This window comes from Thalassotalea sediminis (genome assembly GCF_030295915.1).
Taxonomy (GTDB): Bacteria; Pseudomonadota; Gammaproteobacteria; order Enterobacterales; family Alteromonadaceae; genus Thalassotalea_C; species Thalassotalea_C sediminis.
On the sequence record NZ_AP027361.1, the window covers coordinates 3326944 to 3342926 of the forward strand.

Annotated in this window: 11 protein-coding genes and 1 tRNA gene; 8 read left to right on the plus strand and 4 right to left on the minus strand. The window is 39.1% G+C overall.

Annotation, left to right across the window (positions count from 1 at the left end; all coding sequences use genetic code 11):
- Positions 1-114 precede the first annotated feature (114 nt).
- The 3 genes from QUE09_RS15170 to QUE09_RS15180 all read left to right on the plus strand — a co-directional run bounded on the left by QUE09_RS15170 (position 115) and on the right by QUE09_RS15180 (position 5472).
- Positions 115-2136: an AAA family ATPase gene (locus tag QUE09_RS15170; protein WP_286233694.1), complete on the plus strand. Its 2022-nt coding sequence runs from the start codon at positions 115-117 to the stop codon at positions 2134-2136.
- 65 nt (positions 2137-2201) lie between these two features.
- On the plus strand, positions 2202-2630 hold the full coding sequence (locus QUE09_RS15175; RefSeq protein ID WP_286233695.1) for a DUF6641 family protein: 429 nt from the start codon (positions 2202-2204) through the stop codon (positions 2628-2630).
- Between the two features lie 154 nt (positions 2631-2784).
- The gene (locus tag QUE09_RS15180) at positions 2785-5472 is read left to right on the plus strand and encodes an ATP-dependent DNA helicase (protein WP_286233696.1); all 2688 of its coding nucleotides are present in this window, start codon (positions 2785-2787) and stop codon (positions 5470-5472) included.
- Positions 5473-5511: 39 nt separating this feature from the next.
- On the opposite strand, the gene QUE09_RS15185 is transcribed toward QUE09_RS15180, so the two are convergent.
- Together QUE09_RS15185 and QUE09_RS15190 are read right to left on the minus strand one after the other, a co-directional pair.
- Positions 5512-5598 (minus strand) — tRNA-Leu (locus tag QUE09_RS15185).
- Between the two features lie 350 nt (positions 5599-5948).
- A complete protein-coding gene (locus QUE09_RS15190) occupies positions 5949-6569 on the minus strand; it encodes a TetR/AcrR family transcriptional regulator (protein WP_286233697.1) in 621 nt (206 codons plus the stop codon).
- 145 nt (positions 6570-6714) lie between these two features.
- Between QUE09_RS15190 and QUE09_RS15195 the strand changes: the two genes are divergently transcribed.
- From QUE09_RS15195 to QUE09_RS15205, 3 genes are all read left to right on the plus strand, one after another.
- Positions 6715-7818, plus strand: coding sequence for an efflux RND transporter periplasmic adaptor subunit (locus QUE09_RS15195; protein WP_286233699.1), 1104 nt, complete (start codon positions 6715-6717; stop codon positions 7816-7818).
- A gap of 10 nt (positions 7819-7828) precedes the next feature.
- Positions 7829-10894: an efflux RND transporter permease subunit gene (locus QUE09_RS15200; RefSeq protein WP_286233701.1), complete on the plus strand. Its 3066-nt coding sequence runs from the start codon at positions 7829-7831 to the stop codon at positions 10892-10894.
- Positions 10895-11042: 148 nt separating this feature from the next.
- Positions 11043-11543, plus strand: coding sequence for an RDD family protein (locus QUE09_RS15205; protein ID WP_286233702.1), 501 nt, complete (start codon positions 11043-11045; stop codon positions 11541-11543).
- Between the two features lie 27 nt (positions 11544-11570).
- On the opposite strand, the gene lptG is transcribed toward QUE09_RS15205, so the two are convergent.
- Both lptG and lptF read right to left on the minus strand, forming a co-directional pair.
- Entirely contained in the window at positions 11571-12638 is a 1068-nt protein-coding gene (gene lptG, locus QUE09_RS15210) for an LPS export ABC transporter permease LptG (RefSeq protein ID WP_286233703.1), read from the minus strand.
- Positions 12635-13771: an LPS export ABC transporter permease LptF gene (gene lptF, locus QUE09_RS15215; RefSeq protein ID WP_286233704.1), complete on the minus strand. Its 1137-nt coding sequence runs from the start codon at positions 13769-13771 to the stop codon at positions 12635-12637. Before lptF ends, lptG begins: the two co-directional genes overlap by 4 nt.
- 240 nt (positions 13772-14011) lie before the next feature.
- Between lptF and pepA the strand changes: the two genes are divergently transcribed.
- Entirely contained in the window at positions 14012-15520 is a 1509-nt protein-coding gene (gene pepA / locus QUE09_RS15220) for a leucyl aminopeptidase (protein WP_286233705.1), read from the plus strand.
- Between the two features lie 6 nt (positions 15521-15526).
- Positions 15527-15982: a DNA polymerase III subunit chi gene (locus QUE09_RS15225; protein ID WP_286233706.1), complete on the plus strand. Its 456-nt coding sequence runs from the start codon at positions 15527-15529 to the stop codon at positions 15980-15982.
- Position 15983: the final 1 nt, after the last annotated feature.

Below are 15983 nucleotides of genomic sequence, written 5' to 3' on the forward strand. Positions count from 1 at the left end.
AGAAATTACGATTTTCAGCACTCAGCTTTCCTCAAATGACCTTGTCAAAAATCGGTATAGTACACCTTATAACCTCCTGTTTTAATGGATTAAAAGGACAAACTAAGGAATACCATGCAATCTGTTGAATCTAACGCACGATATCTTGCATCTACTGTAGCTAAGCAACTATTTGAAGAAAAGTATGTTGATGATGAGGTATTAACTGACATACCTATTGCGATTGTCTCAAATATTGTCGGACGACCGATTAAAAAGCCCAAAAATGCTGATATTAATAAACAACTAGAGTGCGCTATCAAAGCACTTAGTTTAGTTAAAAAACACGATTCACTGTCATCAGTGTTATCACATAACATATCGTTATTAACTGAAGCACTGTCACTGCCGGATTATTGCAAACCTGTATTAACGCTATGTGTCATCACGACATTAAATCATGGGCTTTATTCACTGCTTGAAGAATATATTCAACATATGATGGATGATAGTGAATTACTCATGGCGCAAACGATTGGTTTAAGTATCGAAGAGCTTGAACAAGCAATAAGGCTAATCACTCAGACTACTTTATTTGAACAAGGCACTAATTCAATATTTGGTCTATTAATTATGTCACACTCATTAGCCAGTAATTTACTCTCCAGCAAAGCGAAAAGTTATGGCGAATTACTTAACGGCATGTTTCATAAAATGGAGCGAAGTGAATTAACTATTAAAGACTACCCTCATATTGAGCTGGGCTACATTAGTGAGTACTTAAAGCATGCAATAAAGCATAAAACCGTTGGCGTAAACATATTGCTCTACGGTGAGGCTGGTACGGGAAAAACTGAGCTTTCAAAAGTATTAAGCCAATATGTAAAATCTGATTTAATCGCCATAAAAGCCGCAGGCAAAAACCTTTATCGTACAGCCGATGAAATATCTTCTGATAAGAATGTCGCGCACCTTCGTTTGCAGCACTACCAATTAATGCAGAGCTTATTTAAATCCAGTAAATTTAGCTGCATGTTGCTGGATGAAATGGAGGATATTTTCACTGAGTACATGGATGGCATAAAAGTCTCAAAACTTAAAATCCATGACATCTTATCCAGTAATACAACCATTTGCTTCTGGATAACGAACCACATTGATATGTTGCCTGATTCAGTTATTCGAAGATTTAGTTACGTGCTGCAAGTTCCAACACCAACGAAAGCTATTAAAGCGGATGTATTATCAAAGCCACTTAAAGGTCTTAGGCTATCAAATGATTACAAAAACCGCTTAGCTTCTATACCCGACCTAACGCCAGCACATGTAGCCAATGCCAGCAATGTTGCCAAAGCGTTACATTTAACAGGCAAGGATGCCGAAGAGTGTATCGACCATCACATTGACCAATGCTTATCTGCCTGTGGTTTACAAACGTCGGTCACAAGTTACAAGGCTGAAATACCGTTTGACCCACGCTTTATTAACTTAAGTGGTTCGCATACAAAAATTGAAAATGTGCTTGATACGGTAACTAACTTCACAGGCGCTCGGTGTTTATTACTTGGTAGTGCTGGTACAGGTAAAAGCGCCTTGGTTCATCATATTGCAGATGAGTTAGAGCAAGAGTTAATTACCATCAAACCAAGTGATGTACTTTCAAAATATGTAGGTGAAGCCGAGCAGAATATTGCCAAGCTTTTTAAGCAAGCAAGTGACAATGATGCGATTATTTTCTTAGATGAAGTTGATAGCGTTTTGACTTCTAGAGATATCGTCTCACAACAACACGAGAGACAGCTTGTAAATCAAATCCTCGTTGAATTAGACCGAACTGAACAAACTGTATTCTCCGCAACAAACTACGCTAAAAATCTCGATGGTGCGCTCCTACGCCGTTTTGATTTCAAACTTAATTTTGAATACTTAACAACTAAGCAAGTACTCATATTGTATGAAGAAAACTTCGGCAAATGTTCAAGCACCATTAAAAACAAACTTGCCACATTAAAAAGTTTAACACCTGGGGACTTTGCTATTGCTTCAAGGCGCAACCGCATGAGCAAAAAGCCATTAAGTGATAGTAAAAACCTCGAAATATTAACCATTGAAAACAACCGCAAGATACAAAGCAAAGCTATCGGCTTTGTGAATTAAACCACCCAATTTTTAACCCGAAGCATTTAGCTTCACCCACAACCAACCTAAATAGGAAAAACATCATGACTAAATCATTATTGAGTTCGCTCAACGTTACTGCTCGCCCTGAAAAAACTTCAGACAATCCAGTACTTAAGCGCAGAGAGCAACTGCTCAAACGATTAGACCAACAACTGGCTATGGCTAATGCCCACATTAACGGTGAAACCTATACCGCCTACCGAGAAAAGTGGCAGAAGAACCCTGAAACGGGTCAACAGGAGAAAGTACATATACCAAAGAACGTTGCGAAGTGGTTTTACAAACGTAACAACCAGTATTTTCTTGAAATACGCTATGCAAATAAGGCATTAGAGCTAAGTAAAGGCAGCCATGCCATTCAAGTTGGCGAACAAGGAAATTTAACTACGGTTATTCGTACTGTCATTGAGGCGGTTGTAGCTGGCGAACTAGATCCATTGTTAGAAAAAGTATCAACCAACCTTTCATAAAAATAAGCCTCAAGTATTAAGCATCTTAAGGCTTTAAATAAAAACCACAACCAACGCAATGTTATTACAGTATACGCTAGACACTTAACAGTCTGTCGTGTTAACTATAGTTCTTAGCTTGCTGGATAAAAAACTGAAAAGGACTTTAATAAATATGGCATCAATTAGTAGCCAGATAAATAGTGCAAATCAAGCCATCTGTAATAACATTGCATCACTTGGAAATAGGGATTTACTTTCTCAAAATATACTATCTCAACTAAGAAATCTAATTGAAGGTATTATAGTTTTCACACATTCCCAAAACCCTGAAGATACTTTTCACTACAACAAAGTATCTCCAGCTATGGAATTGGTTAAGCAAAACGGAAGATTAAACTTTCTTGCTAAGTTTCATAAATTAATACAAAAAAGTGCTTCGCATTACACTTTTGACGGAGACGCGTCAGAAAGGTTAATGCTTAAATATTATGAATACCTTCTCCGTACCCGAAAGACAATGAGTGATGACTATGGTTTACGCATACTCTACAATCTTGAAGCTTTCCCCATTGATCAAGACCCATCTCTCCGAGAATACCATGAGCGTATTTCCGACCGTATAAATACCTTATTAGCCCCAAATCAACAATTACTTTCCCCTGAACGTTATTACATTCACAAAACAAGACCATTTTTTGTAAATGGGCAAATTCTCTACGAAGTAACTTTTTACAGAGCAATCAATAAAGCAACAAAAGCAGACCGCGTAATTGCTTTTACAAACATAGATATCACTGACAAATATTCAGCAATGCTCACTCTCCAACAGGATGCAATTACAGTTATTGGTTATACAATGCCAATAATAATTATACGCCATTGGGAGGTGTCAATCAGACCCTGTGAATTTGATAACTTTGCAAAGCTACTAGGTATTTCCACAAAAGTACAAGCCAACTCAAAAGAATACCGTTACGTCATGGGGATGTTAACGACAGAATCATCAAATTTATTAGATCTAATTGATATGCCTGACATTAACTATGATGCACTTAAAGCCAATGCTACAAATGGAGTGGTTTCACCTAAACTATTTCCTGTTTTAGATAAGGCTCGCCACATAATTAGCTCTAAATCTGCGGGCCATAACGTCCTTAGGTATTTACTACTAGCAATGTTCAATAAAACCATAAAGTCTCAGTTTGACAGAAGAGAATGTCCGCACCTATCGGCACTGAATCTAAAATTCGCTTGTATACCATTTGACCAGATGCCATTTTGTACATCATTGTCTGGGCATAACCCGAGGTACTGGGATCTTGTCGAAAGCCTTGATACAGATGATAAACTTCATGAACTACTAGTTAGAAAAATCAAAAATAATGTTGATCATCAAGGGGTACTTTACACTCCCGTAACAGAGCTCTCCCAATATGATAGTTTAGACACCCTAATACGTACTTATAACAATAAGTTGTATTACACACATAAAGAAACTCGTAAACTAATATCGGATAAAGGGCATGTTTTTATTGCTGGATATGAAAGAGATACTGCGGCAATAATCACAAAATTAAAAGAAAAATCCTCTCAAGGTATACAAGGCTATACCCAAGCTGTTGAACGCTGGTTGTTCGACAGTAATCATGAAATTGACGACGCATTAAAATTATCGGCATTAAAACAATTATTTTGCAAATCCTATGTTGCACTTATTTACGGGGCTGCCGGCACTGGTAAGTCAACAATGGTTAACCATATTGCAAATTATTTTAACGATAAACAAAAGTTATTTCTTGCGCATACAAACCCTGCTGTTGACAACTTAAAGCGTAAAGTAAGTGCTCAAAATTCTGTATTCAGAACAATAAGTAGTCAATGCTATACGACTGAATGTACAAACTATGATGTACTCATCATAGACGAATGTAGCACGGTTAGTAATGCCAACCTACTCAATGTGTTAGAAAGAACCTCTTTTGACTTACTTGTTCTTGTAGGTGATATATATCAAATAGAATCAATCGAATTCGGTAATTGGTTTAGTGCCGTTAGCTCATTCATACCACAAGACTCTATCTTTGAATTGCAAACACCATATCGTACAAGCAATCAATCCTTACTAAGCTTTTGGAATAAAGTAAGAAACATCGATGATGATATAACTGAAATTATCGCCCAAAATGACTATTCTTCTGTTTTGAGTAGCGAGCTATTTCAGCCTAGCGCCAATGATGAAATTATCCTATGCCTTAATTATGATGGTTTATACGGCATTAATAATGTAAACCGATTTATGCAAAGTAGTAATCGAAATCCTGCGTTTACATGGAGGGAAACAATTTTTAAGGTCGGCGATCCTATATTGTTTTCAGAAACAGGACGATTTAGTCCTGTAATCTACAACAACCTGAAAGGTAGAATAGAGTCCATTCAACAAGCGCCGGGATGGATTCAATTTGACGTTTGGCTAGACCGCCCGGTTAGTCAATTTGATGTACTACATTTGAATGACCTTACTTGGGTAAGAAGCTCTGTTGTCAGATTTACTGTTTATGATCATCCTGGAACCAGCGATGAAGACGATGACTCATATAACACCACAGTTCCATTCCAAGTAGCATATGCTGTGTCAATCCATAAAGCACAAGGCCTTGAATATGAATCTGTAAAAATAGTTATTACTGATGCAAATGAAGACGATGTATCTCACAGTATTTTTTATACTGCCGTTACCAGAGCTAGAAACCACTTAAAAATATTTTGGACGCCAGAAACCCAGCAAAATGTTTTAAAGAAATTAAGTAAAAACGCTAATACAAAGGATGTATATCTTCTGAAGGCAAGGCGCGGTTTATAAAAAAAGCCCCATCCAATTAAGGACAGGGCTTTAATATAATGGTACCAGAGGCCGGACTCGAACCGGCACGCTATCACTAGCGGGGGATTTTGAATCCCCTATGTCTACCAATTTCATCACTCTGGCAAAGGCTTTTAGCAACCTTTAAAGTTTGCAAAGAAATGAGCATCGTGTCTAGAAATTCATTTCTTTGTAAACTGATCCAACCTTAAAACTAGGTCAGTGTTTTTTACTTCTGCCAGTAAACTTTGCAAATCTTTGCAAGGCTCAAAATTGACTTTACCTAAATACTATCAATTAGTTAGCTTTAGACGTATTAAATTTTGAATCCGTCGTGTCTACCAATTCCACCACTCCGGCGACACAGTGACAACAAGCAACTGCTTGATGTGCTGGCATTATACGAAATTAACATAATGACGCAAGATATTTTATCCACACAATGATTAACTGCTGTTTTATTAGGCATCAACACTTTAAGGCGCATACGCTTTTAAAAATAATTTTACGGCTAATGCGACTTCACGTTCAATTTCTTGTTTAGTCACTTTAGTATTCGCAAGTAACAATGATTTAAAATGTAACCGCCCGTTGGCCATTTCAATCAATAACTGTGCTGCGTAATCTTTATCGTCTATTTTAACCACACCTTGTTGCTCAAGCTCAGCTAAATAATTACCAATTAACCCTCGACACTGCATAGGGCCTTGTTGGTAAATATATTCACCAATTTCAGGCATTTTTACCACCAACTGACTGACCACGCGAAACAACGCCAACATCGTATGAGATAGCATACCTGTAACAAACTTGACGCAAACATTTGTTAACGCTTCTTGCGGTGGTAAGTTTTTATCTAACGACTCCAGAGCTCTGCGCTGTAAGGCGACTTTTTCCCTAAGCACTGCAAGCAGTAACCCTTGTTTATTGCCGAATTCATTGTAAATCGAGCGACGTGAACCTCCCGATTCACTGATGATCATATCTAACGACGTTTTTTCAAAACCATGCTGTAAAAATAACGTTTGCGCTGCAGCTAATATCCGTTCTCCCCTATCAGATAAAGGCTTTGCTAATTTATCGGTAATTTTTTGCATAACAACTGAGAAAATTAAATTTGACTTTGGTACTACACAGTACCACAATATGTGGTATTTGGTAGTACCATTTTGTATGTACAAGCATTTTTAATGCAAAATTGGTCTACGCTTTTATTCATCAATTGTTATACGGATGTATTCGATGCGAAACTTTGTTTCTGTTATTTTCCCTATATTGTTTCTAGCAAGCTGTTCTGATAAAACCCCAGAAAAGGAACCCGTGATCAGGCCTATTGCTTGGCAAGAAGTTACCTTTTCACCTTTGGAACAAATTCGTACCCTATCAGGTATCGTCGCCCCCGTTGAAACTGCGACACTGAGTTTTGAAGTCGCGGGTAAAGTAGAAACGGTCGCCGCTAAGCTGGGTGACAAAGTCACGAAAGGCCAGCTACTCGTTCAGTTAAACCAACGTAGTTTTGCGTTAAGTTTGCAATCGGCTGAAGCAAACTTACAACAAGTAGAAGCCAATTATGCCGAAGCTAAAAATGCCTATGAACGCTTTTCTAAGCTCATAAAACAAGGGCTTGTCTCTCAATCAGACTTTGATAACGCAAAAGCAGCATTTGAATCGACTAAAAGCGCTGTTGCGGTTGCGCAAGCCAAAGTTGATATCGCACAAAAAAACTTGCAAGACAGCACATTACTTGCCCCTTATAACGGTGTTATCACCAATAGATTTATAGAGCCGTCGCAACAAATATCACCAGGAATACCCATTTTGGAAATAGAAGGGAGACATGGGTTAGAAGTTAATGTAATGGTGCCTGAAACACTGATTAGAAACTTATCTAAAGACACTAAACTCAGTGTAACTTTTCCGGTACTAAACCAAGTCACTTTACCTGGCAGTATTACTGAAATAGGTACTAGGGCACAGTCTGCCAATGCTTTTCCACTAACGTTAATTTTAAATCAAAGCCATGAAGGCCTCAGAGCTGGCATGACAGCTGAAGTTTCTTTTACATTCCAAGGTCGCGGTAGAACAGGCCATAACGGACCATCAGCGAGAGTTCCCACAACGGCGATAGGTGCCGATCTCGAACAAAAATCTTATGTTTTTGTGTATAACAAAGCGACTAAAACGATTAATAAAAGATATGTACAAACAGAAAATGTTATCAATAACCAAATTATTTTATCTGCAGGGTTAGAAGAAGGCGAAATTATCGCGACTGCAGGCATCGCATTTTTACGTGATGGCCAACAAGTGACACTGTTAGACCAACAAACCCAACGTTTTAATTAAGGGTGTCACGATGAACATTACTGCTACCGCTTTTCAATACCGAAAAACTGTTTTTCTTGTCGCCGCTTTATTATTGGTCAATGGAATTTTTGCTTATTTTACCTTACCTGCGCAAGAAGACCCTAGCATTACGATAAGAGAAGCCATTGTTACCACACAATTCCCAGGAATGGCTCCGGATCGCGTCGAACAATTAATCACCAAAAAGCTCGAAGAAGAAATTCGTAGAATTCCCGAAGTGAAAGAAATCAAATCATCCTCTTCCACTGGGTTATCTACCATACATGTCAAAATTTATGACCGTTATTTTAATCTTGATAATATTTGGCAAGATCTCCGTAATAAAGTGAATGGCGCACAAAATAAGCTACCGGCAGGTACAACGCCTTCGCACGTAAATGACCAATTTGGTGATGTTTCTGTCGTTACACTAGCCCTTACCGCTGATGGTTTTTCAATGGCTGAAATGTACGATATAGCACAACATATTCGAGACACATTATATAGCGTTGAAGGCACGAAAAAAATTGATATTCTCGGTTATCAATCTGAACGTATTTACCTAGAAACGTCAAATGCAAAACTCTCACAACTTGGTATATCACCACAGGCACTAATTAATGAGCTTAGAAATCAAAATATTGTGCGTTCTGGTGGCCAAGTAGATACCGGTGCTAAAAGTTATATTATTGAACCAACAGGTAATTTCACTCAATTAGACGATATTGCAAATACTTTTATCTCCATTCCTAATACCGAAGATTTTATCGCGCTCAAAGATATCGTCACCATTAAACGAGGCTATATTGATCCACCCGATAAGCAATCGTACTTTAACGGTAAACCGGCAATATTTTTTGCCACAGCAATGCTCCCAGGTTATAACATTCTAGAATTTTCTCCTCGTATTCTCGCCCGTATTGAGCAAATTCAAAATACTTTACCCATTGGCTATCAACTTGATATTGCGACCTATCAGGCTGAACAAGTTGATAAAACAGTCAAGGGTGTCTCAATCAGTGTATTGCAAACACTTGCAATAGTATTAGTGGTAGTGGTGCTTTTTCTTGGCGTAAGAACAGGCTTAATCGTTGGGGCTATTGTGCCTTTCGTAATGTTAGTCACTCTCACCTTTATGCAAATGAGTGGGATAAAATTAGAACGTATGAGTTTAGCCACGCTTATTATTTCTCTTGGCTTACTCGTCGATAACGGAATTGTTATCGCTGAAGATTTTAAACGTAGAATTGAAGATAATATTTCACGGTACGACGCTATGGTTCAAGGTTGCAAAGAACTGGCTTTACCTTTATTGAGTTCTTCCGCAACGACAATACTTTTCTTTCTCCCTTTAATGCTCGCTGATCATGTTGCAGGCGAATATACGCGTTCAATTTCCTTAGTTATTTTAATTACCTTACTGACAAGCTGGGTATTAGCACTGTCAATCACGCCTATATTGAGCTATTACTTTATAAAAGTAACGCCTAATGAGCAGTCAACCAGCACAAACGACACGACTCTCCTTAATAAATACTACCAAGCTTACCAACGTTTTTTACTATGGGTATTGACGCACAAAACGCTGTTTTTATCATCAATGTTGGCTTTGTTTATTATCGCCGTATTCTCTATGCAATTTGTCGCTAAGCAGTTCTTTCCAGACTCCGATAGAACGCAAATATTGGTAAACATTGATTTGCCTAATGGCACCTCATCGCGTGAAACTGACAGGCAAATGCGTGCTATTTTTACCTGGTTCAATCAAAACAAACAGCAATTTGATTACATAGAGAGCTATTCTGGATATGTTGGCTTTAGTGGCCCACGCTTTGTGTTATCACTAAATCCAGAAGATCCTGCCCAAAACAAAGGTTTTATCGTCATCAATGTAAAACCTGAAACAGATATTAGTGCGGTAACACAATCACTTGACCCGCTGATAGAATCTACTTTTCCTAATGTTTCAGCACGCGTCAAAAAAATGTTTTTGGGTCCGTCCGACTCAGCCATTCTTAAAGTGCAAGTAAAAGGTCCAGATAAAACGGTACTTTATAAAAAAGCACAACAAATTATGACGTTATTAAACGAAACACCAAATACGATTAATGTGCGTAATAATTGGGAAAACTTGATCACAAAAATTTCAGTGAAGGTTGATCAACACCGAGCCAAACGCGCAGGACTAACATCGAGCGATATCGCTCAAGCATTAGACAGTTATTTTAGCGGCGCACACATTACCAACTTTAGAGAAGGTGATGACATTATACCTATTGTATTTCGTGCAGAAGAAGGTGAACGTCAAAACATTGATAAACTACGTACCCTTAACGTTTACTCTCACACAACCGGCAACACTATCCCATTGTTTCAAGTTGCAGACTTTGAACCAATCAATCAATTTTCAATGATCCATCACGAAGATATGTTTCGCACCATTAGCATTGAAGCCCGTAATACGGCGATGGCGGCAGAAGATCTCAAAGTATTCATTGACGACAAACTCGACGCGCTAAGGCAAGATCTTCCCGTAAATCATAGTATTGAATATGACGGAGTAATCAAAGAATCTGCTGCTGCACAAAAATCATTGAGTGCCAATATGCCAATTGTACTGGGCATTATCATTATCCTTTTTGTTGCCCAATTTAACTCCTATCGAAAAGCACTGATTATCTGCTTAACCATCCCCTTATCTTTTATTGGCGCCGTATTAGGGCTTTTTATTATGCAAGCACCATTTGGTTTCATGGTAACGCTCGGGTTATATAGTTTGGCAGGTATTATCATTAATAATGCCATCGTACTGATCGATCGTATCAATATTGAAATGTCACATGGAAAAACTGAGTATCAAGCGATAATTGATGCATGTATAACAAGGCTTCGCCCTATTGCCATGACAACAATTACCACCATAATGGGGCTCATGCCGTTAATTGTCAGTAAGGATCCTTTATTTTATGGGCTAGCAAATGTTATTGCTTTTGGCCTAGGCATTGGTACGATTCTCACATTAGGTGTAGTTCCCGCACTTTATGCTGCTGTTTATAAAGTCAAAACAACAACGTAACAGTTAAAGGATTAATGCAAGCATCGCCAATCGTTATCTAAATAAATCGGCTTGTGTAACACACTAAGTCGGTTATTTATGTTAATTGCTATAAGTCGCGCATTAGACTCTGGTACACTAGCGCGCGACTTTTTATGAGAGTATGACAATGTCTTCAGTTGATTTTACACAGTTCCCCCGTGCGGGCTTTATGCGCCGATTAGGTGCTTGGATTTATGATGCGCTATTAGCAGCTGCCGTTTACATGGTCGCAGGTGCAATAGGCTTTGGTCTTTTTGCTGTATTTGCTAAAGTCGGATTAGTTGATATGGGTGATCATCAACATTTAATTGATGTTCAACAATCTTCATTTTTTTACAGTGCAATCATCTACGCTTGGAATATTTTTTGGGTGGTGTACTTCTTTTTATTTTTCTGGTCACGCAGTGGACAAACGCTAGGTATGAAAGCTTGGCGATTGAGGCTTCAGCATTTCGACGGCTCACTTATTAGCAAAAAAACAGGGTTAAAACGCATCTTGCCGGCACTAGGCGGCCTTGGTTCATTGTGGGTATTATTCCAATGGAAACAGAAGCTAAGTTTACAAGACAGGCTGACTGAAACAGAAGTCGTGGTACTGTCTTTAACCGCAAATAAAGCTAAAATTTGATATACGGTGAAGAGCGGGATGTTAACCTTAACCCGCTTTTTTTCGAATAAAATACAATGCGATTCCGGTAAAAATAACACTTGGCATTACCGCACCAAAAGCTGCCGGTAGTTGGTAAACCAAGCTAACAGAACCAAGTACTTCATTGGTGATAAAGAATAAAATGCCGGTTGCAATCCCCATCATAATTCTCGCCCCCATTGACACAGATCTTAGCGGACCAAAAATGAACGATAATGCCACTAAAAGCATCACAGCAACGGTAATTGGCTGTACAATTTTACGCCAAAAAGCGAGTTGGTAACGACTTGGGTCTTGGTCATTCTCAGCAAGGTAATCGAGATAATCTAACAACCCTCTTACCGACAAAGACTCTGGTTTTACAGTTACAACACCTAATTTGTCAGGCGTTAACGTTGATTTCCACGCTTTTGTTGTCGATGTTGTAGAGCTAATGGTTTCGTCTTGAATATAGGTATCAACAACGTCATTTAATTGCCAAGCGTTTCCTTGATATACCGCTGAGCTTGCAGCAAGCCAACTCGATAACTTTAAGTTTTCATCGAATCGATAAATTTGGATCCCTTTTAATGAACCAGTATCTTGCACTTCCGTAATATGGACAAAATAATCACCATCCTTCGCCCATGTCCCACCTTTTGAGGAGATCAAACTGCCTCCAGAAATAGCTTGTGCTTTAACTTGTCTTGCAGCGGCTTCGCCAGCAGGTGCTAACCATTCTCCTACGGCCATGCTCAGCAATATAAGCACTGATGCTGATTTCATTACCGACTTAATAATATCTAAACGCGATAACCCCGCAGCCTGCATAACAACAAGCTCAGAATTACTTGCCAACATGCCAATGCCTATCAAACCACCAATCAATGCTGCCATAGGGAAAAACAATTCAACATCGCGCGGTATCGCGTATAACACGTACAAAGCAGCGTGTGATAAGTCGAAGCTTCCTTTACCGACAGACTTCATTTGTTCAACAAATTTTATTATGCCACTCAAGCTCACAAAAACAGCAAGGGTCAATAGTGTTGTAGAAGCAATAATACGCGCAATGTAAATATCTAATATTCTCACGAGTTCGCCCCATTTTTTGTTGCCATAAACGGTAAGAATGCTCGTAATTTGAGCCCAGTGCTTCTACTTTTCGCCAGTAAACTTAAACCAATAATAAATGCCGAAATATGTATTGGCCACAAGCCAACTTCCGCCGGCACTGAATTCTTTTCTAAGGCGCTGCGCATTGCAGTCAACAACAAGAGATAACTCAAAAAAAGCAAAATGGCAGGAAACATTTTAGCAAACTTACCCTGCCTAGGGTTTACCACACTCAATGGCACTGCAACAAACGTCAAAATAATACAAGCTAACGGAAACGCAATGCGCCAGTGAATTTCAGCAATGTACTCACTTGAATCTTCATTGAGTAACTGCTTCGTTGGGATCGCACTTAGCTTTCTTCTTTTATGTTCTACTTTTTGATCTTGAATTTGGATGTAGTACTTACCAAAAGCAACTTGTCTAAATTCATTATTTTTCGGGTCGTTTTGATATCGCGTACCATCAGATAAAATCAAACGCTGCGAACCTGTTGCTTCTTCAATCACTTCACCTTGCTTGGCATACACTAAACTTGAGTTGATAATGTCACGATCACTGGATTTTTCATTCGGCAACTGCGCCACGAAAACTTTCTCTAAGGTATTATTATTTCGATCTTTATCGTGAATAAACACGACTGCTTTCTTATTCCCTGTGGTTTGAAACCTACCGGCAACAAGCGCACTTAGCCCGGAGTCAGCCGCTAACTTTTCCTTCACTTGATACTCATATTCCGAAGCTAAAGGCGACAAATATAACGTAAATAACCCGGTAATAATGGCGGTTGCCACTCCGAGAATAAGTGTAACTCTGACGACATACCACTCGCTGACGCCAGTGGCATGCAAAATGGTCATTTCATTGTCTGCGTATATACGCCCATAGGCGAGTAAAATCCCCAAGAAAAAACTAAGCGGTAAAATGGTACCCGCAAGATCAGGAGCCTTTAAACCAATAAACACCATGACTAATTGACCAGGTATGCCACCTTCAGAAGCATCGTCTAGCACCCGAACAAATTTATGACTAATAAAGATTGTCATCAAGACCACAAATACAGCGAGTTGGGTTTTAACAACTTCTTTTAATAAATATCGAAAAACGATCACAAATAGATCCTACAAAAACTTAGTTTTTTTCTGACATAATGACAATTTTTAAGTAAACTTGTCATTTTCATAACTAAAATAATTCAAAAGCCTTTAGGTAATGCTTCTGGATAAGGCTATAATTATAGCCTTTAGCGAAAAATAAATCACAGTAAGCTTATCTATTAATGGTAGATTTAAGCAAGTTAAACTGAATTTTTTTTAAAAAATGTTCAGATTTACCTCAAACTAGGAGAGCACATGGAATTTAGCGTAAAAAGCGGCAGCCCAGAAAAACAACGTAGCGCTTGTATTGTGGTCGGCGTTTTTGAACCAAGACGTTTGTCTGCTGTTGCAGAACAGTTAGATGAAATTAGCGAAGGTTATATCAGCAATTTATTACGTCGTGGCGATTTAGAAGGTAAATCAGGCCAAATGCTGTTGTTACATCATGTGCCTAATATTCTCAGTGAACGCGTATTACTTGTTGGCTGTGGTAAAGAGCGTGAGCTTGATGAAAGACAATATCGCCAAATTATCAGCAAAACAATAAACAACCTTAATGAAACGGGCTCTATGGAAGCCGTTTGCTTTTTAACCGAGTTACACGTTAAAGGGCGAGATAACTACTGGAAAGTAAGGCAAGCAGTTGAAGCAACACAAGATTGCTTATACAGCTTTGATAGCTTGAAGACGCGAAAAGAAGAGCCACGTAGACCGTTAAGAAAAATAGTGTTTAACGTACCAACACGCCGCGAGTTACCCTTAGGTGAACGCGCTGTTGCACATGGCCTTGCAGTTGCTGAAGGTATTAATACCTGTAAAAATGTTGCTAACATGCCTCCTAATATTTGTAATCCTGCCTATCTTGCAGAACAGGCAAAAATACTTGCGAATGAATACGACAACATCACAACAGAGATAGTAAACGAAGCACAGATGGAAAAGTTAGGTATGGGTTCATACTTAGCTGTAGGTCGAGGTTCTGCAAACGAATCTATGATGAGCATCATCAATTATCAAGGTAGCAATGACGACAGCAAACCTATCGTACTGGTTGGTAAAGGCTTAACCTTTGATACAGGTGGTATTTCAATAAAGCCTAGCGAAGCAATGGACGAAATGAAATACGACATGGGTGGTGCTGCTGGCGTGCTTGGTGCGATGCACACCTTAGCAGAACTAAATTTACCGATAAACGTCATCGGTGTATTAGCTGGTTGTGAAAATATGCCAGGTAGTAATGCATATCGTCCAGGTGATGTACTCACAACCATGTCTGGTCAAACGGTTGAAGTACTCAACACAGATGCTGAAGGTCGATTGGTTCTGTGCGACGCCTTAACCTATGTTGAACGCTTTGAACCTGATTGTGTTGTTGATGTTGCGACACTAACAGGCGCATGTGTCATTGCCCTAGGTAAACATGCTAGTGGTCTACTAAGTACGCACAATCCTTTAGCTCACGAACTACTCAATGCTTCAGATCAAAGTGGTGACCGAGCATGGCGATTGCCATTATGGGAAGAATATCAAGAACAGCTTGAAAGCCCGTTTGCTGACTTTACTAATTTAGGTGGTCGAGCTGCAGGCACGATTACTGCCGCCTGCTTTCTTTCTCGTTTTACTAAAAAGTACCATTGGGCACACCTCGATATTGCAGGCACTGCATGGCGCAGCGGTGGTAAAGATAAAGGTTCTACTGGCCGCCCAGTCAGCATGTTATCGCAGTTTTTGTTAAATAAATCTGGCGTAGAGCAAGGTGAATAACAGCAAATGATGAATACACGTGTTATGTTTTACCAGTTAGAAGCGCAAGATAAACACAATATACCGTTGGACAATCTGCATGCGTGCTTTCAGGCTGCGCACTTTTATCGGCAAAAACAACGTGTCTTCATTTTTACCGAATCACAAGAACAAGCACACCAAATTGATGAGCTGTTATGGTCTTTTGACCCTGACAGCTTTGTTCCTCATAACTTAATTGGTGAGGGACCAAAACAGGGTGCAGCGGTTGAAATAAGTTGGCAAGCACCAACTAATAGAAGACCAATATTAATTAATTTAGCGAGCACTGTACCAAATTTTGCTCAACAATATTCAAACATTATCGATTTTGTTCCCAACGACGAAGCATTGAAAGAGCTTGCTCGAGCTCGATTTAAACACTACCGTCAACTTGGGTTTCAGGTGGACAACCAAGCGGCTGCCCCTGTGAAAACAAACTAAC